General features: G+C 57.2%; 19 protein-coding genes. 12 read left to right on the top strand and 7 right to left on the bottom strand.

Going from position 1 to position 24165, the window contains the following annotated elements; all coding sequences use genetic code 11:
• Nucleotides 1–239 precede the first annotated feature (239 nt).
• The 7 genes from CKW23_RS19205 to CKW23_RS19235 all read left to right on the top strand — a co-directional run bounded on the left by CKW23_RS19205 (nucleotide 240) and on the right by CKW23_RS19235 (nucleotide 9013).
• Nucleotides 240–1838 (top strand): ABC transporter substrate-binding protein, encoded by a 1599-nt coding sequence (locus CKW23_RS19205; RefSeq protein WP_025258425.1) that lies wholly within the window; start codon nucleotides 240–242, stop codon nucleotides 1836–1838.
• A 157-nt stretch (nucleotides 1839–1995) separates the two neighbouring features.
• Nucleotides 1996–3375, top strand: a complete 1380-nt coding sequence (locus CKW23_RS19210; RefSeq protein WP_095068135.1) for an OprD family porin — start codon at nucleotides 1996–1998, stop codon at nucleotides 3373–3375.
• Between the two features lie 85 nt (nucleotides 3376–3460).
• Nucleotides 3461–5056 (top strand): ABC transporter substrate-binding protein, encoded by a 1596-nt coding sequence (locus CKW23_RS19215; RefSeq protein WP_025258423.1) that lies wholly within the window; start codon nucleotides 3461–3463, stop codon nucleotides 5054–5056.
• 70 nt (nucleotides 5057–5126) lie between these two features.
• Complete coding sequence (locus tag CKW23_RS19220) at nucleotides 5127–6137, top strand: ABC transporter permease subunit (protein ID WP_025258422.1); 1011 nt, start codon at nucleotides 5127–5129, stop codon at nucleotides 6135–6137.
• Nucleotides 6138–6148: 11 nt separating this feature from the next.
• Nucleotides 6149–7060 (top strand): ABC transporter permease subunit, encoded by a 912-nt coding sequence (locus tag CKW23_RS19225; protein WP_025258421.1) that lies wholly within the window; start codon nucleotides 6149–6151, stop codon nucleotides 7058–7060.
• 10 nt (nucleotides 7061–7070) lie between these two features.
• Nucleotides 7071–8039: an ABC transporter ATP-binding protein gene (locus tag CKW23_RS19230; protein WP_025258420.1), complete on the top strand. Its 969-nt coding sequence runs from the start codon at nucleotides 7071–7073 to the stop codon at nucleotides 8037–8039.
• Nucleotides 8039–9013: a peptide ABC transporter ATP-binding protein gene (locus CKW23_RS19235; RefSeq protein ID WP_025258419.1), complete on the top strand. Its 975-nt coding sequence runs from the start codon at nucleotides 8039–8041 to the stop codon at nucleotides 9011–9013. The genes CKW23_RS19230 and CKW23_RS19235 overlap by 1 nt, the downstream gene beginning before the upstream one ends.
• 55 nt (nucleotides 9014–9068) lie before the next feature.
• Here the strand turns inward: CKW23_RS19235 and CKW23_RS19240 are convergent, their stop codons facing one another.
• Nucleotides 9069–11585, bottom strand: a complete 2517-nt coding sequence (locus CKW23_RS19240; protein ID WP_025258418.1) for a sulfite reductase flavoprotein subunit alpha — start codon at nucleotides 11583–11585, stop codon at nucleotides 9069–9071.
• Between the two features lie 426 nt (nucleotides 11586–12011).
• Between CKW23_RS19240 and CKW23_RS19245 the strand changes: the two genes are divergently transcribed.
• From CKW23_RS19245 to CKW23_RS19255, 3 genes are all read left to right on the top strand, one after another.
• Nucleotides 12012–13259, top strand: a complete 1248-nt coding sequence (locus tag CKW23_RS19245; RefSeq protein ID WP_025258417.1) for an alpha-xenorhabdolysin family binary toxin subunit A — start codon at nucleotides 12012–12014, stop codon at nucleotides 13257–13259.
• Nucleotides 13260–13261: 2 nt separating this feature from the next.
• Nucleotides 13262–14266, top strand: coding sequence for an alpha-xenorhabdolysin family binary toxin subunit B (locus CKW23_RS19250; protein WP_025258416.1), 1005 nt, complete (start codon nucleotides 13262–13264; stop codon nucleotides 14264–14266).
• A gap of 79 nt (nucleotides 14267–14345) precedes the next feature.
• A complete protein-coding gene (locus tag CKW23_RS19255; protein ID WP_025258415.1) occupies nucleotides 14346–15164 on the top strand; it encodes a hypothetical protein in 819 nt (272 codons plus the stop codon).
• A 72-nt stretch (nucleotides 15165–15236) separates the two neighbouring features.
• On the opposite strand, the gene CKW23_RS19260 is transcribed toward CKW23_RS19255, so the two are convergent.
• Nucleotides 15237–16400 (bottom strand): type III PLP-dependent enzyme, encoded by a 1164-nt coding sequence (locus CKW23_RS19260; protein WP_025258414.1) that lies wholly within the window; start codon nucleotides 16398–16400, stop codon nucleotides 15237–15239.
• Between the two features lie 563 nt (nucleotides 16401–16963).
• Here CKW23_RS19260 and CKW23_RS19265 point away from each other — a divergent pair.
• The gene (locus CKW23_RS19265) at nucleotides 16964–17620 is read left to right on the top strand and encodes a hypothetical protein (RefSeq protein ID WP_095068136.1); all 657 of its coding nucleotides are present in this window, start codon (nucleotides 16964–16966) and stop codon (nucleotides 17618–17620) included.
• Nucleotides 17621–17735: 115 nt separating this feature from the next.
• Here CKW23_RS19265 and CKW23_RS19270 read toward each other — a convergent pair whose 3' ends face one another.
• Genes CKW23_RS19270 through CKW23_RS19285 form a run of 4 tightly spaced genes read right to left on the bottom strand, consistent with a single transcriptional unit; the run spans nucleotide 17736 to nucleotide 21191 of the window.
• Nucleotides 17736–18905: a betaine/proline/choline family ABC transporter ATP-binding protein gene (locus CKW23_RS19270; RefSeq protein ID WP_025258412.1), complete on the bottom strand. Its 1170-nt coding sequence runs from the start codon at nucleotides 18903–18905 to the stop codon at nucleotides 17736–17738.
• Nucleotides 18902–19555: an ABC transporter permease gene (locus CKW23_RS19275; RefSeq protein ID WP_025258411.1), complete on the bottom strand. Its 654-nt coding sequence runs from the start codon at nucleotides 19553–19555 to the stop codon at nucleotides 18902–18904. Before CKW23_RS19275 ends, CKW23_RS19270 begins: the two co-directional genes overlap by 4 nt.
• Before the next feature lie 13 nt (nucleotides 19556–19568).
• Nucleotides 19569–20462, bottom strand: coding sequence for a glycine betaine ABC transporter substrate-binding protein (locus CKW23_RS19280; protein WP_025258410.1), 894 nt, complete (start codon nucleotides 20460–20462; stop codon nucleotides 19569–19571).
• Between the two features lie 15 nt (nucleotides 20463–20477).
• On the bottom strand, nucleotides 20478–21191 hold the full coding sequence (locus CKW23_RS19285) for an ABC transporter permease (RefSeq protein WP_095068137.1): 714 nt from the start codon (nucleotides 21189–21191) through the stop codon (nucleotides 20478–20480).
• Between the two features lie 344 nt (nucleotides 21192–21535).
• On the opposite strand from CKW23_RS19285, the gene CKW23_RS19295 reads away from it, so the two are divergent.
• On the top strand, nucleotides 21536–23119 hold the full coding sequence (locus CKW23_RS19295; protein WP_095068138.1) for a peptide chain release factor 3: 1584 nt from the start codon (nucleotides 21536–21538) through the stop codon (nucleotides 23117–23119).
• A gap of 106 nt (nucleotides 23120–23225) precedes the next feature.
• On the opposite strand, the gene CKW23_RS19300 is transcribed toward CKW23_RS19295, so the two are convergent.
• On the bottom strand, nucleotides 23226–24125 hold the full coding sequence (locus CKW23_RS19300) for a LysR family transcriptional regulator (RefSeq protein WP_095068139.1): 900 nt from the start codon (nucleotides 24123–24125) through the stop codon (nucleotides 23226–23228).
• Nucleotides 24126–24165: the final 40 nt, after the last annotated feature.

The following is a 24165-nucleotide window of genomic DNA, read 5'->3' on the forward strand; positions in this document are numbered from 1 at the left end:
GCGCAGGCAACTGAACGTCGGCCTGAAAAATAAACTCGCCAAGTTGCGTAATTGCAGCTAAAAGCAATTACCTACTTGGTGAAAGTTTTTTTCCCACAACAACTAGAGCCTGCGAACCTATTTACCGCAAGCGCTGGCCGACATACCGTCGTGGCAGTTTTACTTACTTCAGATATTGTTTTCGGACGCGTCGTTACATATGAGCGCTATCACTCGCCCGTGGAAGGACAGGAATCCTTATGCGTAAAACAATCGCAATAACATCATTAGTTGGCCTTGGACTACTCAATGCGGCGACTGCAACCCAGGCCGCCAGCAGCCTGGTGTTCTGCTCGGAAGCCAGCCCTGCCGGCTTCGATACGGCTCAGTACACTGCCGCAACGGACAACGATGCCGCCGAGCCCATCTACAACCGCCTGACTGAATTCAAGCCCGGCGACACAAGCGTCTTGCCGGCACTGGCCACCCGTTGGGATGTATCGCCCGATGGCCTGGTCTACACCTTCCATCTGCGCGAAGGCGTCAAATTCCACAGCAACAAAGACTTCAAGCCCAGCCGCGACTTCAATGCAGACGACGTGGTTTTCACGTTCAACCGCATGCTCAAGCCCGACCACCCGTTTCGTGTCGCTTATCCCACAGAGTTCCCTTATTTCAACGGCATGGGCCTGAACAAGAAGATCAAGTCCATTGAAAAGAGCGGCCCACTGACCGTCGTATTTACCCTCAATACCGTCGACGCCGCTTTCATCCAGAACATCGCGATGAGCTTCGCCGCGATTCTTTCTGCCGAATACGCCGAGCAACTAATGGCCAAGGGCGACCCACGGGATATCAACCAACAGCCTATCGGTACTGGCCCGTTTGTGTTCCAGCGCTATCAGAAGGATTCGCAGATCCGCTACAAGGCCAACAAGGAATACTGGGACCCGAGCCGCGTCAAAGTCGATCAGCTGATTTTCGCCATCAATACCGACGCCTCGGTACGCATGCAGAAGCTGCGCAAGAACGAATGCCAGGTCACGCTCAACCCAAGGCCCGCCGATCTCGAAGCCTTGAAAGCCGACAAGCAGTTGCAGGTACTGCAACGTCCCGGCTTCAACCTGGGTTACATCTCCTACAACGTGCGTCATGAGCCGCTGGGCAATTTGCAGGTACGCCAGGCGCTGGACATGGCGGTCAACAAGCAGGCCATCATCAACGCCGTTTATCAGGGCTCCGGGCAACTGGCGGTCAACGCCATGCCACCCACCCAGTGGTCCTACGACGACAGCATCAAGGACACGCCTTTCAACCCGGAAAAAGCCAAGGAGCTGTTGCGGGCGGCAGGCGTCAAGGAAGGCACTGAGCTGACGCTGTGGGCCATGCCGGTCCAGCGACCCTACAACCCCAACGCCAAGCTGATGGCCGAAATGCTCCAGTCCGACTGGGCCAAGGTCGGGATCAAGGTCAAGATCGTCAGTTACGAATGGGGCGAATACCTCAAACGCACCAAGAACGGCGAGCACGATATCTCGCTGATCGGCTGGACCGGTGACAACGGTGACCCGGACAACTGGCTCGGTACCCTCTACAGCTGTGCAGCCATTGGCGGCAACAACTACTCGATGTGGTGCGACGAGAAATACGACGCCCTGATCAAGTCGGCCATCTCCACCACCGACCGGGAAAAACGCACGGACCTGTACAAACAGGCGCAGCGTTATCTCAAAGAGCAGGTGCCCATCACGCCGGTTGCCCACTCCACGGTCAACCAGCCATTGCGCACTGAAGTCGAAGGTTTCTACGTAAGCCCCTTCGGACGCAACAGTTTCTCGGGCGTCAGCGTCAAAGACTGATCCTCAATTCCTCCGCTTGCATCACTCACGCTCATACGTCGAGTGATGCAAGCGGGTGGCCGGACACATAAAAAAAGCCGGTTCCAAACCCGGCACCACCAAGCCAGACAGAAAAAACTGGCGCTTTAAAAAAGTGATAACAAAGGAGCGGTACCCCTTGAAAACAACCAGCACGGCATTGCTTGCCCTCTCTCTGACCTCCTTCGGCGCGGTAGCCCAGGCAGAAGAAAGCAGCCATACATTCATCCCGACGCAACTGAGCACCTCCAGCGCACAAGACGAGGCAAAAGGCTTCTTTGAAGACCAGCACCTGACGGGCACCACCCGTAACTGGTACTCCAATGAGCTACTACGTGGGGACGACCGCTTCAGCTACCGGAAGAACGGTGTGACGACCCCGACTCCGCGCCGAATCAACTGGGTGCAAGGCACCATCGTCAACTACAGCTCGGGCTTCACCCAAGGCACTGTCGGCTTCAGTACCGAAGTGGCGGTGTACAACGCCATTGCTCTGGACAGGGATCGCAAGCACATTGCTGGTGGTGGCAACCGCACACAGGCCGAAAACGACGGCGACGCAGTCGGTCAATGGAGCAAACTGGGCCTGGGCAACGTCAAGGCACGCATCTCCAACACCACCCTGACCGCCGGTCGCCAGTCGATCAACACACCGGTCGTTGCCTATCTCGGCAACCGGGCCTTGCCTTCCAGCTTCCAGGGTTTTGCCCTGCAGAGCGACGAGTTGAACAACCTGTCCATTCAGGCTGCCACCTTTGACCGGATTTCACCTCGTAGCGAGCAAAGCCTGACGAAGTTCCGCTCCACCTATACCAACATCAATGCCACCTCAGACCGCATGAGCATGGTGGGTGCCGACTACAAACCTTTTAGCAACGTGACCGCCAGCCTGTACGCCTCGGATCTGGAAGACTTCTGGAAACAGTACTACTTCGGCTTTACCCACGAGATCGGTGACAGCAAGGCGCTGGCTCTGAGCAGCAACCTGAACTACTACAAGACCAAGGACTCGGGCCAGAGCAAGCTCGGCGCTATCGATAACGATACCTACAGCCTGTCGTTCACCGCGACTCACCAGGCCCACAGCTTCGGCATCGCGTACCAGGAAGTCATGGGCAACGAATACTTCGACTATGCCCGGGAAACCAACGCCATCTTCCTGGCCAACTCCCTGCTGTCGGACTTCAACGGCCCGAACGAGAAATCCCTGCAACTCAGCTATGTCATCAACATGACCGACTACGGCGTACCAGGCCTGAAATTCAATGCCTATCAGGCACGTGGCTGGGGCATCGACGGAACCCATTACAGAGGCACAGGCTACTCTGACGTCACCGATCTGCGCGGCGAAAGTCATTACGAATATGGCATCGGCACCAGCTACGCCTTGCAGTCCGGCCCGCTCAAGGCCACAACCATACGCGCCACTTACACCACACACCGCTCCACTGGGGCCCAGATTGATGGCGACATCAATGAATTCCGCCTCGTAACCACGATCCCATTCAAGATCCTGTAAACAGCCATGCCACTGCGGCGTGCGTCGTGCCTGGGCATGACACACGCCGCAGCCACGGCCTTCGCACTACTCAAGGAGGTTTCCATTGAAACTGCTCACACTACGCGCCTCGATTGCCGTCGCGGCATTCGGCCTCGCCGCCAGTGTCTGCGCCAAACCGCTGGTGGTCTGTACCGAAGCCAGCCCGGAAGGCTTCGACATCGTGCAATACACCACCGCCGTGACGGCAGACGCCTCGGCAGAAACCATCCTTGAACGTCTGGTCGCGTTCACGCCTGGCACCACAGATACCGTTCCAGGTCTTGCCGAGAGCTGGGAGATCAGCCCAGACGGTCTGGTCTATACCTTCAAGCTGCGCAAGGGAGTCAAGTTCCAGACCACCGATTACTTCAAGCCCACCCGCGACATGAACGCCGACGATGTGCTCTGGAGCTTCAAGCGACAGATGGACACCAACCATCCCTGGCATGCGCGCTCACTGGTGGGTTACCCCTATTTCGAGAGCATGGGCTTCAAGGACCTGCTCAAGAATGTCGAAAAAGTCGACGACTACACCGTAAGGTTCACCCTCTCGAAACCCGAGTCGCCTTTCCTGCGCAATCTGGCGATGCCTTTCACCTCGATCTACTCGGCCGAATACGCCGATCAGTTGCTCAAGCGTGACAAGACCGCCGAACTCAACAGCAAGCCGGTTGGCACCGGCCCGTTCATCCTGACGCGCTATGCCAAGGATGCCCAGGTCCGCTATAAAGCCAACCCGGACTACTGGAAGCTGAAAGTCCCCAGTGAAGCGCTGATCTTTGCGATCACTCTGGACAACAACACTCGCCTGCAAAAACTCAAGGCAAACGAATGTCAGGTTGCGCTTTATCCAAAACCTGACGATATTGCGAGCATCAAGGCTGACCCGAATCTCAAGATCGACGAGATGGAAGCCATGATGACCAGCTATGTCGCCATCAACACATCCCACAAGTACCTTGGCGATGTGCGTGTGCGGCAAGCGATCAACCTGGCTTTCGACAAGAAGTCCTACATCAGGGCTCTGTTTGGCGAAGGCAAGGCCACCGAGGGCGTCGGCCCATACCCACCGACCATGATCGGCTACGACAACGATAGCCAAAGCCCGCCGTACGATCCGGCCCGGGCCCGTACCTTGCTCAAAGAGGCCGGTGTTCCTGAAGGACAGGTGTTTACCCTGTTCGCTCGCAATGGTGGTGCCGTGACCAACCCCAATCCGTTGGTGGGGGCGCAGATGCTTCAGGGCGATCTGGCCAAGGTAGGCATCAAGCTGGACATTCGCGTCATGGAATGGGGTGAAATGCTTAAACGCGCCAAAAATGGCGAACATGACATGGTTTTTGCGGGCTGGGCAGGCGACAACGGCGACCCGGATAACTTTCTGACGCCGAACCTCGGCTGCGAAGCCGCAAAAAATGGCGAAAACTATGCTCGCTGGTGCAACAAGGAGTTTGAAGACGCGATCACCCAGGCCAGGGAAAAAACCGCCCCTGCCGAACGTGCCGCGCTCTACAAAAAGGCCCAGCAAGTGTTCAACCAGGAGCAACCATGGATAAGCCTGGCCTATCCAAAACTGTTCGTAGCAATGCGCAAGAATGTCGAAGGCTTTCATATCAGCCCGCTGACCAATAACAACTTCACCACTGCACAGGTGAAGTAAGAAAAACAGCCGCCCGCGTCCACAAGATCAAGGGCGGCATGCCTGAAAGGCTGATGAGGTACACCACAAGATGTTTAGTTTTATTGCCCGCCGGGTGGGGTTACTGATCCCTACCTTCTTCGGCATCACCCTGCTGACCTTCGCTCTGATTCGCCTGATTCCGGGCGACCCGGTCGAAGTCATGATGGGCGAGCGCCGGGTCGACCCGGAAATGCACGCCCAGGCCATGGAACGCCTTGGTCTGAACAAACCGCTTTATGCGCAGTACATCGATTATGTCGGCAAGCTCGCCCAGGGCGACCTCGGCGAATCCCTGCGTACCCGCGAAAGCGTCTGGACCGAGTTCACATCGCTGTTTCCCGCGACCCTTGAACTGTCGATCGCAGCCTTGATCTTCGCCGGCATTGTCGGCCTTCTGGCCGGGGTGATTGCCGCACTCAAGCGCGGCTCGCTGTTCGACCACGGGGTCATGGGGATTTCCCTGGCGGGCTACTCGATGCCGATCTTCTGGTGGGGCCTGATCCTCATCATGTTCTTCTCGGTATCCCTGGGCTGGACCCCGGTATCGGGACGCATCGACCTGCTGTATGACATTCAGCCGGTAACCGGTTTCATGCTGATCGACACCCTGCTCAGCGATGAAGAAGGCGCCTTCCTCGATGCCCTGCATCACCTGATTCTTCCGGCCATCGTACTGGGCACCATCCCGCTGGCGGTCATAGCCCGGATGACTCGTTCCTCGATGCTCGAAGTGCTGCGCGAAGATTACGTGCGTACCGCACGGGCCAAAGGCCTGTCGCCCGCCCGCGTGGTGTTCGTCCACGGTCTGCGCAATGCGCTGATACCGGTCCTGACCGTTTTCGGCCTGCAAGTCGGCGCGCTGCTGGCAGGTGCCGTACTGACTGAAACCATCTTTTCCTGGCCCGGCATCGGCAAATGGCTGATCGAAGCCATCGGCGCACGGGATTATCCGGTCGTGCAGAACGGCATCCTGTTGATCGCCTGTCTGGTGATCCTGGTCAACTTCGTGGTGGATATCCTCTACGGCTTTGCCAACCCACGCATCCGTCACCAGCGCTGAGATCCTGACCAATGAGCACACCTACTCCTGAGGTAGCAGTCGATCAAAGCCTGCTCTACCCATCGCCTTACAAAGAATTCTGGCACGCCTTTTCCCGGAACAAAGGTGCCGTTGCCGGCCTGATGTTCATGATCCTGATCGTGTTCTGCGCACTGTTCGCCCCCTGGGTTGCGCCCCACGATCCGAGCGAGCAATACCGAGACTTCCTGCTGACCCCGCCGGTCTGGCTGGAAGGCGGTCAATGGCAGTTCATTCTCGGCACCGACGAACTGGGTCGTGACCTGCTGTCGCGTCTGATCCAGGGCTCACAGCTGTCGCTTCTGATCGGCCTGTCGTCCGTGGTCATGTCACTGATCCCCGGTATCCTGCTGGGCCTGCTGGCCGGTTTCTTCCCGCGCTTCCTCGGCCCTACGGTCATGCGCCTGATGGACATCATGCTGGCTCTGCCGTCGCTGCTGCTGGCTGTTGCCATCGTCGCGATCCTCGGCCCTGGCCTGATCAACACCGTGATCGCCATTGCCATCGTGTCGCTGCCTTCCTATGTGCGTCTGACCCGTGCTGCGGTCATGGGCGAACTGAACCGCGACTATGTGACCGCTGCCCGTCTGGCGGGCGCCACACTGCCACGCTTGATGTTCGTCACCGTGCTGCCCAACTGCATGGCGCCACTGATCGTTCAGGCAACCCTGAGCTTTTCCTCCGCCATCCTCGATGCCGCCGCACTGGGCTTCCTGGGCCTTGGCGTGCAACCGCCGACGCCAGAGTGGGGCACCATGCTCGCTTCGGCCCGCGATTACATCGAACGCGCCTGGTGGGTCGTGAGCCTGCCCGGTCTGACCATTTTGCTCAGCGTGCTGGCAATCAACCTGATGGGCGACGGCCTGCGCGATGCGCTGGACCCGAAACTCAAGAATGCCGCCTGAGGAGATTCGTATGTCACTTCTGCAAATCCAGAATCTCAACGTCCGCTTCGGCGACGCCAAGGCCGTTCCCGTTGTGGATGGCCTGTCCCTGAGTGTCGAGAAAGGCGAAGTCCTGGCCATCGTCGGCGAATCCGGGTCCGGCAAGTCCGTGACCATGATGGCGCTGATGGGGCTGATCGATGCTCCCGGCATCATCACCGCCGACGCATTGAATTTCGACGGTAATGACCTGCTCAAGCTCAATGCCCGTCAACGTCGCCGCATCATCGGCAAGGACCTGGCGATGGTATTCCAGGACCCGATGACCGCTCTGAACCCCAGCTACACCGTGGGCTTTCAGATCGAAGAAGTCCTGCGTCAGCACTTGAAGCTGTCCGGCAAAGCCGCCCGCCAGCGAGCGCTGGAACTGCTCGAAAAGGTGGAAATCCCCGGTGCCGCTTCGCGCCTGGATGCCTACCCGCATCAACTGTCCGGCGGCATGAGCCAGCGTGTGGCAATTGCCATGGCCATCGCCGGTGAACCCAAGCTGTTGATTGCCGACGAACCGACCACTGCACTGGACGTCACCATCCAGGCACAGATCATGGACCTGCTGCTGAGCCTGCAAAAAGATCAGGACATGGCACTGGTGCTGATCACTCACGACCTGGCCGTGGTTGCCGAAACTGCCCAGCGCGTCTGCGTGATGTATGCCGGGCAAGCCGTGGAAGTCGGTCAGGTGCCGGGGCTTTTCGATGTCCCGGCTCATCCTTACAGCGAAGCACTGCTGGCGGCGATCCCGGAACACAGCATGGGTGCAGCGCGTCTGGCGACATTGCCCGGCATGGTGCCAGGCCGTTATGACCGCCCGTTTGGCTGCCTGCTGTCGCCGCGTTGCCCTTATGCCCAGGAAAACTGCCGCATCCAGCGCCCGGCACTGGACCCTAAAGCCCATAGCCTGGCTCGTTGCTTCTATCCGTTGAATCAGGAGGTGGCGTGATGAGCGTCGTACTTACCGCCCGCGACCTTACCCGTCATTACGAAGTCTCTCGCGGCCTGTTCAAGGGCAATGCACTGGTGCGTGCCCTCAACGGCGTATCCTTTGAACTGGAAGCGGGCAAGACACTGGCTGTGGTCGGTGAATCCGGCTGCGGCAAATCCACCCTGGCCCGCGCCCTGACGCTGATCGAAGAGCCATCGTCGGGCTCCCTGAAAATCGCCGGGCAGGAAGTCGCGGGGGCCAGCAAGGCCGAGCGCAAGCAATTGCGCAAAGACGTGCAGATGGTGTTCCAGAGCCCTTATGCCTCCCTCAACCCCCGACAGAAAGTCGGTGACCAGTTGGGCGAGCCGCTGCTGATCAACACGGACCTCAGCCGTGCCGAGCGCCGGGAAAAGGTTCAGGCGATGATGAGTCAGGTGGGCCTGCGTCCGGAGCATTACCATCGCTACCCCCACATGTTCTCCGGTGGTCAGCGTCAGCGTATCGCCCTGGCCCGCGCCATGATGCTGCAACCCAAGGTGCTGGTGGCCGATGAACCGACTTCGGCACTGGATGTGTCGATCCAGGCACAGGTGCTGAACCTGTTCATGGACCTGCAGCAGGAATTCAATACCGCCTACGTGTTCATCTCCCACAACCTGTCGGTGGTGCGTCACGTGGCCGACACGGTATTGGTGATGTATCTGGGACGGCCTGCGGAAATGGGGCCGAAGGAAGAAATCTACAATCGCCCTCTGCACCCTTACACCCAGGCGCTGCTCTCGGCGACCCCGACCATTCACCCGGACCCGCTGAAGCCGAAGATCAAGATCGTCGGCGAGCTCCCCAACCCGCTCGACCCGCCAAGCGGCTGCGCCTTCCACAAGCGCTGCCCCTACGCGACCGAGCGTTGCGCCAAGGAAGTACCCGAGTTACGGGCGGTGGATAACCGTCAGGTAGCCTGTCATTACGCGGAGCAGTTTGTGGCCGCGTAATCCTTCGCGAATGAATTCGCTCCTACGGTAGGTGCGAATTCATTCGCGATTTCAATCAATAGACATCCCTTCTGTAACGCCCCTGCTCGACCAGTTCGGTCACCGCCTGTTCGCCCAGCACATCCTTCAACACCTGATCCACACCCGCCGCCATCCCTTGCAGGCTGCCGCAGATGTAAATGGCCGCGCCCTGATCCAGCCATGAACGCAACTCATCGACGGCTTCGCGCAAGCGATCCTGTACATAGACCTTTTGCGCCTGATCGCGAGAAAACGCCAGATCCAGCCGCTGCAGATCGCCACTGGCCAGCCAGCCTTGCAGCTCACCGGAACAATAGAAATCATGGGCCTCATTGCGCTCGCCAAACAACAGCCAGTTACGCGATTGCCCCTGAGCGATACGAGCCTTGAGCAGACTGCGCAGACCGGCTAGACCGGTACCGTTGCCCAGCAGGATCAGCGGGACCGGCCCGCTTGGCAGGTGAAAACTGCTGTTACGGCGCAGGCGCAGGCTCACGGTCCCCTCCAGTGCCACATGCTCGGTCAGCCAGCCAGAACCCAGCCCCAGGCTGCCATCGGGATGCCGCTCCTGACGCACGATCAGTTGCAGTACGCCATCTGCCGGAATCGAGGCGATGGAGTACTCGCGAGCGGACAACGGCACCAGTGCATTGAGCAACGCCTGAGCATGCAGCCCGACAAGATGCGCCCGGTGCTGCGGCAATTGGCGGGTAGCCAGGGCCTGAGCCAGGGTTTCCTGCAAACCGTCCACACTGACCGGCGTATCCTGAGCAATGCCCAACCCGCTCAGGAAATGCTCGATGCTGCCTGTGTTGTTGCGTGGCAAGACCTCGATCAGATCACCTGCCAGCCAGGTCGCCGGACCTGGCGCTGCCAGATCGACCAGAAAGACTTTTGAACCACTGCTGCCGGGGTTCAGCAGTTCGCGGCGGACCAGCGTCCAGTTCTCGAAAACCGGAGCCTGCCAGGTCGTGGAGGGTTTGCTGCCCGTCAGTTGCCCAAGTTGTTGTTGCCAGTGCTGCAAGGCAGTCGGGTCGGCACTGTCGACTTCAACGGGCTCAAACAACGTACGGCCGCCGCGCTCGGCCAGCCAGTCATGCAAACGGTGAGCGAAACCGCAGAAATGCTGATACTGCCGATCCCCCAAGGCCAGGACGGCGTAGTTCAGGTTTTGCAGCGATAACGGGCTGCCCAGCACTTTACGCTCGAAGCCACGAGCGCTGTCCGGCGCTTCGCCATCGCCAAAGGTACTGACCACAAACAAGGCATTGCTGCTCTGGCTCAGATCCTGTTGGGTCAATTCGCCCAGGCGCTGTACCCGCACCGGCAAACCCGCCGCCTGCAACTGCCCGGCGGTCTGCCAGGCCAGTTGCTCGGCAAAGCCGCTCTGGCTGGCAAAACCGATCAGCCACGATGACGCATCATTATTGGCTACCAGACCGCCACGAGCCTCTTTGATCTCGCGCTTCTTGCGACGCCGATCCAGATACAGCAGCCAGCCGGTGATGAAGAACAGCGGCATCATCAATGACGCAACGGTCATGACGATACGCCCGACAATGCCGAAATAACTGCCCACATGCAGCGCGTAATTACTGCTCAGCAATTGTGCGCTCAGGCTCTTGTCCTCATACCGCACGACAAAATTGATCTTGCCGGTGGCAGGGTCCAGATTGAGGGTGCCGAAGGCACGCGGATGCGGCGAACTTTTGAGCAGGTAGAACACGGTAGCAGGCTGACCGCCGCTCGCAGGCAGTCTCAGGTTATAGGAACTCAGTTCAGGTCCGGCGGCTTCCTGAATGCTGGCCCAGACGGCATCGTAATCCACAACCAGCGGGCCCGGAGGCTGCACAGGCTTCTCGCCTTTGCCCTGCTCGACAGGAGGAGGATCGCCCATCAGTTTGTTCATGCCATTGCTGAACCAGTCATAGGACCAGTTCAGGCCGGTCACGGCGAACAACAGATAAAACAGCAGGCACCAGGTCCCGAATATCGAGTGCAGGTCCCAGTTGAAGCTGCGGCCCTTCTTCGCCCAGTCCAGGGTCAGCCAGACGCGCCAGTCCAGTGCCTTGCGCGGCCAGCGCAGATAGAGCCCGGACAGGCAGAAGAACACCAGAATCAGGGTACAGACTGCCGTGATCTGCTTGCCGACCTCGCCTGCCGCAAGATAGCGATGCAGGTTCAGGACAAAATCGAAGAAGCCTTCGCCCACACCGCTGCCTCGAATTTCCCCGGTGTAAGGATCGAAATTGCGCTTGGGACCGCGTCGCTGGCCCGGTTCGGGCGTGAAATAGACCTGGGCAACGCGATTGCCCACCGTTTGAACACGAAGAATCGCCACCGTCAGCCCCGTGGCGGCCTCAAGCTTGCGGACCAGTTCAGGCGGCGGCAAGGTTGCGGCACGCTCCTGCACAAGTAGCACGTCGGGATTGAGCGCGTCGAGAATCTCATCCTCGAACGAATACAGCGCACCGGTAATGCCCATCAAGGCCAGAACCAGACCCGCCGTGATTCCGAAGAACCAATGAACCTGAAACAGGACTTTCTTCAACACACCCACTACCTCGCCGGCATTTTGCGGCGCGTAGTATGCGCTAAATGTTATTTATTCTCATCGTTAAGGCGTGGGCGCTCCCTGCAAACGGGAGCACTGTGCGGCGGGCTTGCAGGGGGATGAACCTCGATGCAGGTCCCTGTGCGGCATATCAAAGGCCGCAGGATGAAGAAGCATTCTCATGTTTTTTTCAACTTTTCGCCTTACGAACCACCAACTAACCCGCCCGCTGGGCATTTACACTTATTCACATTACATTAACTTTACAACTTACCAACCTCAAACATTTATCCTACAAGACACGACTGTCTTTCGCCTTTGACACTCAAGCTCGAAGCCCCCTAACCTTCATCTCAAGCAATAACTGAAACACATAAAACAGGGATCCAATAACGGCCCCCTTGGAAAATAAGGACATATCCAATGAGCGCACTACTTGAAAGATTAATCACCGACGACACCACGACTGCAGACCCTGTCACCGACGAAGCAGCAAAGGCACCCGAACTGTTTTTTGATGTTTCTTCCGGTAATGACACCGAGGTTCAACGCTCACCCGGCTTGATATTGACCAAGCAACAGATCGTCAATCTCAAACAATATGAACTGGCCGGCCTGGCACTTCCCATAGAACTTGAAGGCGTCATTGCCTACTTGGGCTACAGCAGCGGAGCCGGTGCCGGGCTGGAACCTGAAGACTTTCTGAAAAGCTACAAAATTGTGCATACGCATGCCAGACGCTGGAGTCCGCTACGCAGCCAGTTATTGACGGTAGGGAGCAAGCTGAAACTATTTGCTGGCCAGATGGTGATCTATGGCAAGAGCATGGAAGACATCTACAACGATATAAAAGGTGGAGTCATCGTTGAAAAGTTCGACATAAAAACACTGGAAGACGTCAAGCGGCTGACCCGCGAGCTGGGTGACAAATTTCCGGGAATAGAGCTGAGCGAGAGCGATAAAGAAGCAGCAAAGGATATCGGTTTCTACCTGGGTGAAATACTGCGCAAGGTCAAGGAAAACCAGGCAGATGCGCAAGACATCAAGGAGGAACTGGAAAAATTCGGCCAGGATCTTGCGCTTTACGTCACACCCGAGATTCAGCGCAAGGTCACTGCCATTGATAACAGCTCACTGCCCGCGGATGTCACAAAACTGAACGAGAGTATTGAGCGCAGAGCCAAGGATATCGATGAAAAGAACAAGGAGTATAAGGCCGCCGTTGAAAAATCCTTGGGGGCGGTTGGCAAACTGAATATTGTCGGACTTGCGCTGGGTATCTATTTCGGTGTTGAAGCCGAAGGTGTTCGTAAAGCCAGAAACGAACTGATCACACAACAAGACAAAGAGATCAATGAGCTACAACAAAAAAACAAGATTATCGGGTCATTGAGCAGGGTCAAGTTTGACCTGCAAAACCTTGTCACCGTCGTTATTGATGCGGACATTGCGACCAAGAACCTGATCACCGTCTGGAACAAGTTATTCATTTTCATTGAGGAGTCAGCACAGTCATCCACCGAGATCAATGATGCCTTGTCGCTCAGAGTCTTCATGAATCGCTTCAGAAAAGTCGTACAACCATGGAAGACCATCGAACAAGACTCCGATGCGTTACTTAACGTATTCAAAGAGGCTGACGATGAATTCAAACGAATTTATGGAAAATAAATATGAACACTACCATTACTGCCCTTGAGGCACCGCTGAATATCAAGACGCCAGACCTGCTGATCATGGCCAGCAGCCAGAGCGCACTAAGCAGCAAACTGGTCAATGCCGACGTCCTGTATTCCAAGACATCTTACCTGCCCAATACATATGAACGCTTCAAGCGTATCAATTATGTAATTATCACTGAGCATCAACATCTGGGCGAGGCTTGCATGCGGATGAAGATCGATATCGAGTCCCGAATCGCTCAATTGAGAAAGTACGATCAAGAACTCGGCGAAACCAAGAATCAGGATGATATCAATGATATTCAGGCTGAACGTGCATATACCCTGAAAAACGCCACAGCCATTGCAAGCGCGGAGTCAGCCAGGCTAGCCAGTGCTTTGAACGGGATGAAAGAAGCCGCCAATCGTCAGCAGACCCAAGAGTTTCAGACAAGTCTCGAGCAAGACGTTATCAAGACGAACACCGGGATCGACGATGCAAAAACCAGACTGGCCGCAATCCAGGAAGAGCGCAGGGTATTGACCGAGGCCATTGATGCCATTGAAAGCAAAGGGTTTGCCAGCATTGCCAAGGACACCCTTCTCACGGCAGAAAAAGTCATTGCTCTGGGTGTACAGCCACCACAAATCGCGGTGATCACCCTGGCAATCGAGCAGATGAAAGCAACTCTGGAATCTGGTGCCGAGGGGATCAACTTCATCGCCATGGTCAAGCGTCGTGACGGCATGCGCGAGCGAATCGACAAGCTGTTTGAGCAAGTGACACAGAGAGAAAAGGAAAAGCTGGCGCTGACTCAACGTATCGAGTTGATCGAATGCTTTCACGCAATGGACGATCAGCGCACCCTTTACGTAGAGCAATACCAGAAAATTGCTCAAACGATAGACAGCTTCCTCACCATCAATCAGGCAGCCGCGCTGGATGAAAAAGCGTTTGCCAGGCGCTTCATCAGTTCCGGGCTGCAACTGAGCAGCTACCTGCAACCCATCCGCTGATTAATTCGCACGCCGAACACAAGGGAAATGGCCTGCTCATTTCCCTTGCCCCACTACACGACTCATCAGGAACTCAATAATGGCAGGGAATCTGATTTATCAAAGTGACCTGACAGGGCTCGACAACTACATGCAGGTCTTGCGCGCACTCCCGGAGTCCACGCGCTCATTCAAGGTAGGCCTTGATCTGGTGCCGGTCCGAGAGTACGCCACCTACCGGATACCGGAAATTGCAGAGTTATTGACCAAGGCAAACCAGCACGCCTCCCTCTGGTCGAAAATCCTGCCAGCGATCACTGCATTACACAGAGAACTTGAGGCGTTCCTGGAAAAGCCCATTCAATTCATCGAGAAGATCAGAAACAGCCAGGATGTCACTCAGCAATTCATTGAGCAAAGCAGAAAACGCCTGAGCATGTTCCTGGATGAACTCGATGATCATATTAAAACGCTGCAGTCGCTCACCGAAGGCGTCTATGCCTTTCTTCCTCGCATCATCGACTTCATGAACAGCAACATCTATCGGCACGCCAACGAATACAACCTGATCGTAAAAAACAAAGAGCAGAGTATTGCGCTGCAAAAACTCACCGCTTCAATCCCTTTCAATCAAAGGGGTCCCGCGCTTTCCGCCGAGGCTCGGCTCAACGGAGCACAAAACTATGTACGCCTCGTCCATAGACAATATGCAGAAGCCTACTGCGCGGCAGTCAATATGGATACCTACATGGCACGGATGTGCGACTTACTCGGGATCGCTTTCGCCCACACCCTGCGGATGAGCAAAACCGATGTCCCTTCGCGCCCCTATGTGGAGGCAAATCTGATGCTTGTCACCCTGAAAGAAATCAGGCGTTTCACGCAATGGTTCAACAGCCTGACTGGCAACCCTACCTGAGCGGTTACCGGTCTGGCGCCCCAATAAAAAGCCCGCAATCGCTTGCGGGCTCTTGTGCAGCAGGCTGAACGCTTAGACGTAATACGACTTCAGCGGCGGGAAGCCATTGAATTCAACAGCGCTGTAGCTGGTGGTGTAGGCACCGGTGGACAGCCAGTACAGGCGATCACCGATGGCCAGGTTCAGCGGCAGGCCGTACTTGTAGTTTTCGTACATGATGTCGGCGCTGTCGCAGGTAGGGCCCGCGATAACCACTTCTTCCATCTCGCCTTTCTTCTCGGTCCAGATCGGGAACTTGATGGCTTCGTCCATGGTTTCGATCAGGCCGGAGAACTTGCCCACATCCGTGTACACCCAACGCTCGACGGCGGTACGCGACTTGCGCGCAACCAGCACGACTTCGCTGACCAGGATACCGGCGTTGGCGATCAGGGAACGGCCCGGCTCCAGAATGATTTCCGGCAGGTCATCACCGAAGTCTTCCTTCAGGAAGCGGATGATTTCCTCAGCGTAGGTTTCCAGGCTGTTGGTACGGGTGATGTAGTTGGCCGGGAAGCCGCCACCCATGTTGATCAGCTTGAGCTCGATGCCGTCTTCTTCTTTCAGGCGCTCGAAGATCACCTTCACCTTGGCGATGGCTGCGTCCCAGACGCTGATGTCGCGCTGCTGCGAACCCACGTGGAAGGAAATACCGTAAGGCACCAGACCCAGGTCACGAGCCAGGATCAGCAGGTCCATGGCCATGTCGGTCTGGCAACCGAACTTGCGCGACAGAGGCCAGTCGGCAGTGGTCGAGCCTTCGGTCAGGATACGCACGTAGACTTTCGAGCCCGGTGCGGCCTTGGCGATGTTACGCAGGTCAGCTTCCGAGTCGGTCGCGTACAGACGCACGCCCTTGTCGTAGAAGTAACGAATGTCCTTGGACTTCTTGATGGTGTTGCCATAACTGATGCGATCAGCGCCTACGCCACGGCTCAGCACCTTGTCCAGCTCGTAGATGGACGCGATGTCGAAGCTCGAACCCTTTTCCTTGAGCAGGTCAATGATCTCGACCGCCGGGTTGGCCTTCACCGCGTAGTACACCTGGGCGAACTCAAAACCAGCGCGCAGGTCATCGTAGGCCTGGCTGATCACCTGGGTATCGATGACGACAAACGGGGTTTCTTGCTTGTCAGCGAACGACTTGATTTTCTTGAAAGAAGCATCAGAGAAATAGTCTTCGACTTTGATCGGCATGCTTGGGAACTCCACTTGGCAAACAGATGAATATAAATGGGTGTAAATGAACGCCCTCCGTATCCCCACTTTGGTTCGCCTACTTCCCAAGGCATGTCGCCGAAAGCAAAAAGGCCATGGGGATCATGCCCCTTGGCCTTGCTGTCTCGTCGTCAGTACTTGAGCCGGATGGATCGTTTCCAGCATGGACGTTCGGCGCGAACTTTAGGACCTGAGAGGCTTGAGATCAACAAAAAATGTCGCGTTTGCAGACGTTTCTGCCGGAAGCAGCTACCACGTCGCCTTTCCACCTCTATGTAACCGACCAACATGACAGCCTCATGTTCCTGCACAAATCGATTTATCGACGAGGTGCCCCTGTGAAGAGTGTGTCGATACAGACACCGAAAACGCCTGGACAACGAAATGCCGACACGGATTTCCCCCGCGTCACACGGCACTCCCGACGGCACATAACCCGTCATCCACTGATGCAAAACGACACTAAGTACTGACATTTGTCACAGTACTTTCTGTGCCTGCGGTTCGACACAATCAGGTCTGAACCTGCGCAGGAGACGAACATGGCCACCTACATCAAAGAGCGCTCATTCGTTGCATCGCTGAAATCGATCCAGTCTGGTTACCTGGCCGACTTCGACTTCTCAAGACTGATCAAGGAAACGTATACGATTCCAGCAGGGGTGAGCATTTCGCAAACCGAAACCTACATTGGTAGTGATGAATACGACTATCTGACTGCCACCACCAAACCTCGTGAAGAACTGAACTTCTGGTTTTTGTGCCGACGCTGGGATAACGGCTCCGAAAGCTACGAAATCAAGGTGCGCCACGATATGTTCTTTGAGAACCCGTCGAGGATGGGAAGCCTGATAACCGAGGACAAGCGAGTGCTGTTCGGTCCCTTGGGCGATGTACGCTTCGTCACGCTTCATGTGCGCCCAGGCAAGTCACTTGCCAGCAATCCAGGCTGGAAAGTCCTGATTGCCGGTCGCCCGCTATCGGCCAGCGACATTCAAAAGGCCGAAGTCGGACCGGTTCAGATTCTGGCTCCCAACGGTAACCCGCTCGGGGTCTATGACAAGCAGAGCTTCGGCGATCAATGGTGGGCTTATATTTCATGCGCCAGAGAGAATGAACAACTGCTCCCGATGGCAACCCGCCCTGTTCAGATCATGATGAAAATCAGCCAGTACCAGATGAATGACCCCTTGAGTTGAGCCGTCAGAAGGTATTACCGGCGATACGGGCAGGCAAAAAAACCGCAGGCCGTCACGATTAGCGGGGCGGTGCAAAGACCCCGCGTCGTTGCAACGCAGGGCCTATGGAGTGGCGTTACGCCTGCGCGTCGGCCGCTGCTGCCTCAGCCGGCGAAACGATGCTGGTCTTGCCGCCTCGCGAACGGCCCGAGCTCAGATACTCGGCGATGGATTCCTGGGTCACCTCACCGAGGAATACCCGCTCTGCATCCAGCACCGGCAGCCAGGCGCGGTTGAACTCGTACATGCGCGACAGCAGGATGCGCAAGTGTTCGTCGTAGGCGGCCGTGGCGTTGAACTCACGCAGGAACTGGGCACAAGTGCCTTGCTGGCGATGCAGGTCGCGACGACGTACATAACCCAGAGCCTTGTTCTCGCCGTCGGTGACGACGATATAACGACGGTCGTTTTCGTCCATCGCTTCCAGCGCATCGGCCACCGGCGTTTCCGGGCTCACCGAAGGGGCGTTGTCGGCGGCGTCTTCGGCCTTGACCAGCAGCAGGCGCTTGAGGGTGCTGTCCTGACCGACGAAGTTGCTGACGAACTCGTCCGCCGGGTGCGCCAGCAAAGTGTCTGGATGGTCGATCTGCAACAGCTTGCCCGCCCGGAAGATCGCAATCTTGTCGCCCAGCTTGAGGGCTTCGTCGATGTCGTGGCTGACCATGATCACCGTCTTGTTCAACGCACGCTGCATCTCGAAGAACTCGTTCTGGATCATCTCGCGGTTGATCGGGTCGACAGCGCCAAACGGCTCGTCCATCAGCAGCAACGGCGCTTCGGCCGCCAGAGCACGAATCACGCCGATGCGCTGTTGCTGACCACCGGACAGCTCACGGGGATAGCGATGCAGATACTGCTTGGGTTCAAGCTTGATCATGCTCATCAGTTCGCGGGCACGGTCGTGGCAGCGCTGCTTGTCCCAGCCTAGCAACTTGGGCACGACCACGATGTTTTCTTCGATGGTCATGTTCGGAAACAGGCCGATCTGCTGGATCACGTAACCGATGTTGCGACGCAGGGTCACTTCGTCCAGCCCGGTGGTGTCTTCGCCGTTGATCAGCACCTTGCCGGAGGTCGGCACGATCAGGCGGTTGATCATTTTCAGCGTGGTGCTCTTGCCGCACCCCGAAGGCCCGAGAAAGACACAGATCTCACCTTCATTGACGGTCAGGCTTACCGAGTCCACGGCTTTGACGTCTTTGCCGTTGGAGGTGAAGGTTTTGGTCAGATTCTGAAGTTCGATCATTTGAGCAATCCTTTTGGAGTCAGGGTGCGTTGCAGCCATTGCAGGAGCAGGTCGGCGAAGATGGCCAGGATGCTGACCAGCACGGCGCCGACGATCAGCATCGACATATCGCTGCGGCTGATTGACGCGAGAATGAGTACGCCCAGGCCACCGGCACCGATGGTCGCGGCGATGGTCATGACACCGATATTCATCACCACGGCGGTGCGCACACCGGCGAGGATCACAGGCACGGCAATCGGCAGTTCGACCATGCGCAGGCGCTGGCCGAAGGTCATGCCGATACCTTTGGCGGCTTCGCGGATACCGGCGTCGACACCGGTCAGGGCCAGGTAGGTGTTGCGCATGATCGGCAGCAGTGAATAGAGAAACACAGCTGTAATCGCCGGCAGCGGGCCAAGGCCCTGGCCGAACTTGGAGTAGAACGGCAGTAACAGCCCGAACAGGGCAATGGACGGCACGGTCAGCAATACCGTGGCACTGGCTTGCAGCGGCCCCGCCAGCGCCGGAAAACGGGTCATCAGAATACCCAGGGGAACACCCACCAGAATCGCCAGGCTCACGGCGACTCCGACCAGGGTGATGTGCTGCCAGGTCAGTTGCATGACCTGGGCCCAGTCCAGATGGGAGAAGGCGTCAAAGAAACTCATATCGTCTCCTTCCTTAATTGAGTGGATGCTGACGCAGGAAGTCTGCGGCAACCGTGGACGGGCTTTCATGACCGACATCGACACGGGCGTTAAGCTCGATCATGGTCTGGTTATCCAGAAGGTCGGCCAGCGGCTTGAGCAACGTGGCGATTTCCGGATGGGCATCCAGGTACTCCTGACGGATCACCGGCGCGGCGGTGTAATCCGGGAAGTAGTGCTTGTCGTCTTCCAGCACCTTGAGCTTGAAGGCGTTCAGGCGTCCGTCGGTGGTGTACACCAGCCCGGCGAAGACTTGCCCGTTACGCAAGGCGGTGTAGACCAGCCCGGCGTCCATCTGCCGGGTGTTCTCGCGACCGAGATTCATGTCGTAATGCTTGACCATGCCGAGCAGGCCATCGGAGCGATTGGCAAACTCGGTGTCCAGCGCTACGACATGACCCTCTTTGGCTTCGTCCTTGAGCACCCTGGTCAGGTCGCTCATGGTGTTGACCTGCGGATACTGATCGGCAACGTTCTTCGGCAAAGCCAGGGCGTAGGTGTTGTTGAAACGGGACGGGGAAAGCCAGACCAGGCCTTTCTTTGCATCCACTTCTTTCACCCGGGCGTAGGTCTGCTCGCTGTCGAGCTTTTCATCGATATGGTTGTAGGCCACCAGCGACACACCGGTGTATTCCCACAACAGGTCGAGCTGACCGCTTTCCTGTGCGCTGCGGGCCAGGTTGCTGCCCAGGCCGCCCGTGATCTGCACGTCGTAGTTCTTGGTGCGCAGGTATTGCGCGGTGAGTTCGGCGAGCATGGTCTGCTCGGTAAATACCCGTGCGCCGATGCGCAGCAAGGGTTTTTCTGCTGTCTGGGCAAAACCGCTGAACAGCAGCCCGAGGCCCAGTAACAAAGCTAGTTTTTTCATGGTAATTCCTTTCTCTCAGCGGCTCAGGCCGCGCTCCAGCCAGAGACGACTCACCAGAGTGACCAGACCATCGAGCACCAGGGCCAGCAGCGCCGTACACGCCGCACCCAGCAGCAATTGCGGCTGATTGTTCAAGGCAATGCCGGGGAAGATCAGGCTGCCCAGGCTGTTGGCTCCGATCAGGAACGCCAGCGGCGCGGTCCCCACATTGATCGCCAGCGCCACGCGAACACCGCCGACGATGATCGGCACGGCATTGGGCAACTCGACACGCAGCAACACCTGACGCGGTGTCATGCCGATGCCGGTGGCGGCTTCCTTGAGTGAACCCTGAACGTTTTTCAGGCCTTCGTAGGTGTTGCGCACGATGGGCAACAACGAGGCGAGGAACAAAGCGAAGATGGCCGGACCACTGCCGATCCCGAGAATCCCGAGAGCGATGGCCAGAACAGCGAGAGGAGGAACAGTGTTGCCAATGTTGAAAATCTGCATGAAGCGTTCGGCGCGGCCAACCATGTTCGGTCGGCTGAGCGCAATGCCGGCAGGGATACCGACCACGACAGCCGCCAACATTGAAACCAGAACCAGAACCAGATGGGCCTGCAGGTAAAACAGCAGATCATCCTTGTACTTCATAAACGTATCGATGCCGATCCAGTGGACCAGCAGGGCCAGGAGTACGATGCCAACCGCACCTCCCAATAGCCCCTTGCCATAGCGATTAGCCACGGGCGGACTCCTTATTTCAGTCGGCGAACGCGCTGCCTGTGACGCCCGGTAATGAGCGCCTGCAATAACGTTCGCGAAGAGCAGCAGGTGGATCGCCAGTGAGGGTTTTTCCTCGGCGAAGACACAGGCCATGAGCGCAGCTTCGTCAAGCTAACTTGCTGATTTATCAGCTCTTGAAGCAGGCTATACATAACCGGTTACAAGAGAGTGGACGTCTCCACGGTCTGAAAGGTTCCCACGTGAGACAGCAATTGGCCACTCCGAATCGACTGAACGGCTCGGTTATTGCTTTGAGTTGAGCTATAATCTGCGCCCTTTTTTGACTCTCTTTCAGGCGATTTCCCATGACCCAACAGGCCGCCGAAGTCGCGAAACGCCGCACTTTCGCCATTATTTCCCACCCGGACGCCGGTAAAACCACCATTACGGAAAAACTGCTCCTGATGGGCAAGGCCATTTCCGTCGCCGGTACGGTCAAATCCCGTAAATCCGATCGTCATGCCACATCCGACTGGATGGAAATGGAGAAACAGCGCGGCATCTCCATCACCACCTCGGTCATGCAGTTCCCGTATCGCGAGCACATGATCAACCTGCTCGACACCCCGGGCCACGAAGACTTCTCCGAAGATACCTACCGCACCCTGACGGCAGTGGACTCGGCGCTGATGGTGCTGGACGGCGGTAAAGGCGTAGAGCCACGCACCATCGCCCTGATGGATGTCTGCCGTCTGCGCGACACGCCCATCGTCAGCTTCATCAACAAACTCGACCGAGACATCCGCGACCCTATCGAGTTGCTGGACGAGATCGAAGCCGTCCTGAAGATCAAGGCCGCGCCGATCACTTGGCCGATTGGCTGCTACCGCGACTTCAAGGGTGTCTATCACCTGGCCGACGACTACATCATCGTCTACACCGCCGGTCACGGTCATGAACGCACCGAAACCAAGATCATCCAGAAGCTGGATTCGGACGAAGCCCGCGCTCACCTGGGCGACGAGTACGACCGTTTCGTCGAGCAACTGGAACTGGTGCAAGGCGCCTGCCACGAGTTCAACCAGGAAGAGTTCATCAACGGTCAACTGACCCCGGTGTTCTTCGGTACTGCATTGGGCAACTTCGGTGTCGATCACGTGCTCGATGCCGTGGTGGAGTGGGCGCCCAAGCCTCTGGCACGAGTCGCCAACGAGCGCAGCGTAGAGCCGGTGGAAGAGAAATTCAGCGGTTTCGTGTTCAAGATCCAGGCGAACATGGACCCTAAACACCGCGACCGTATCGCCTTCATGCGCATCTGTTCGGGCCGTTACGACAAGGGCATGAAAATGCGCCATGTACGCCTGGGCAAGGACGTACGGATCGGCGACGCCCTGACCTTCTTCTCCTCCGAGCGCGAGCAGCTTGAAGAGGCGTATGCAGGCGACATCATCGGCCTGCACAACCACGGTACGATCCAGATCGGCGATACCTTCACCGAAGGCGAAAGCCTGGGCTTCACCGGTATCCCGCACTTCGCTCCGGAACTCTTCCGCCGCGTGCGCCTGAAAGATCCGCTCAAGTCCAAGCAACTGCGCCAGGGCCTGCAACAGCTGGCCGAAGAAGGCGCAACGCAGGTGTTCTTCCCGCTGCGCAGCAACGACATCATCCTGGGCGCCGTCGGTGTGCTGCAGTTCGATGTGGTCGCCAGCCGCCTGAAGGAAGAATACAAGGTCGAATGCGCCTACGAGCCGATCACCGTCTGGTCAGCCCGCTGGATCGACTGCGCAGACAAGAAAAAGCTCGAAGAGTTTGAAAACAAGGCTGTGGAAAACCTGGCACTGGACGGCGGCGGTCACCTGACCTACCTGGCCCCGACCCGCGTCAACCTTGCCCTGATGGAAGAGCGCTGGCCGGACGTGAAATTCCGCGCTACCCGCGAGCACCATTGATCTGAAGGAGCGAATTCATTCGCGATGCTGTTCGCGAATAAATTCGCTCCTGCCTCAGTCGCAGTGCGCAGGAGCGACTTCAGTCGCGAATGTACGAGCCCCCAAATTACTTGCAGGCGTACTGCGCCAGCTTTTCCTGCATGAAATCCAGAAAGCACTGAATTCTCAGCGCCAGCTTCGAGTTGCGGTAGTACACCGCATGGATGGGCTGTCGATACCCGCTGTGGGCATCGGCCAGCACAACCTGAAGACGCCCCTCACGAATATCTTCGTGGGTCATGAAGTGCGACAGGCACACGATCCCCTCTCCCGCCAGTGCAAGGTGACGCAATGTGTCGCCACTGGATGCTGACAATGCCGGCTGAATCGGCCAGCGATCTCCACCCGCATGACGCAGCGGCCAGTTATTCAGGGTTTCGCTGTGGGAGAACCCCAGCAACGTATGGTTCGCCAGTTCCTCGACCGAGGTCGGTACACCATGTCGTTTCAAATAATCCGGGCTGGCCAGAATATTGATTGGGGAACAGCCCAGAGAGCGGGCATGCAGAGTCGAGTCGGCCAAGATGCCGATACGAATGGCAATGTCGGTGTTCTGCTCCAGCAGGTCGATGACCAGATCGTTGCTGTTGAGTTCTAGCTGGATGTCCGGATAAAGCTCGCGAAACTCGGCCACGTAAGGCACAACCGAATGCAGCATGAACGGCGAAGCCGCGTTGATCCGCAGGCGGCCTGACGGCCTCTGCCGGGACAAAGACAAGTGCTCTTCCAGGTCCTCCATCTGCTCAAGGATCTGCCGGGCACGCGCCAGAAAAAACTTGCCCTCCTCCGTCAGGTCCATGCGCCGCGTGGTGCGGTTGATCAGCGTGGTTTCCAGCTTGGCCTCAAGCCGCGTCAGGGTTCGGCTGATCCCGGAAGGCGTTTGCCCCATGTGCTCGGCAGCGGCAGAAATCGATCCGCTTTCGATGACCGAAACGAAGACCTGCAATTCATCGGACCTGGCTTTCATTGTTGACTCCAGCTCAAAACAGACTGGATATTAGCGCCGT

The organism is Pseudomonas sp. Irchel 3A18, assembly GCF_900187465.1.
GTDB lineage: Bacteria > Pseudomonadota > Gammaproteobacteria > Pseudomonadales > Pseudomonadaceae > Aquipseudomonas > Aquipseudomonas cichorii.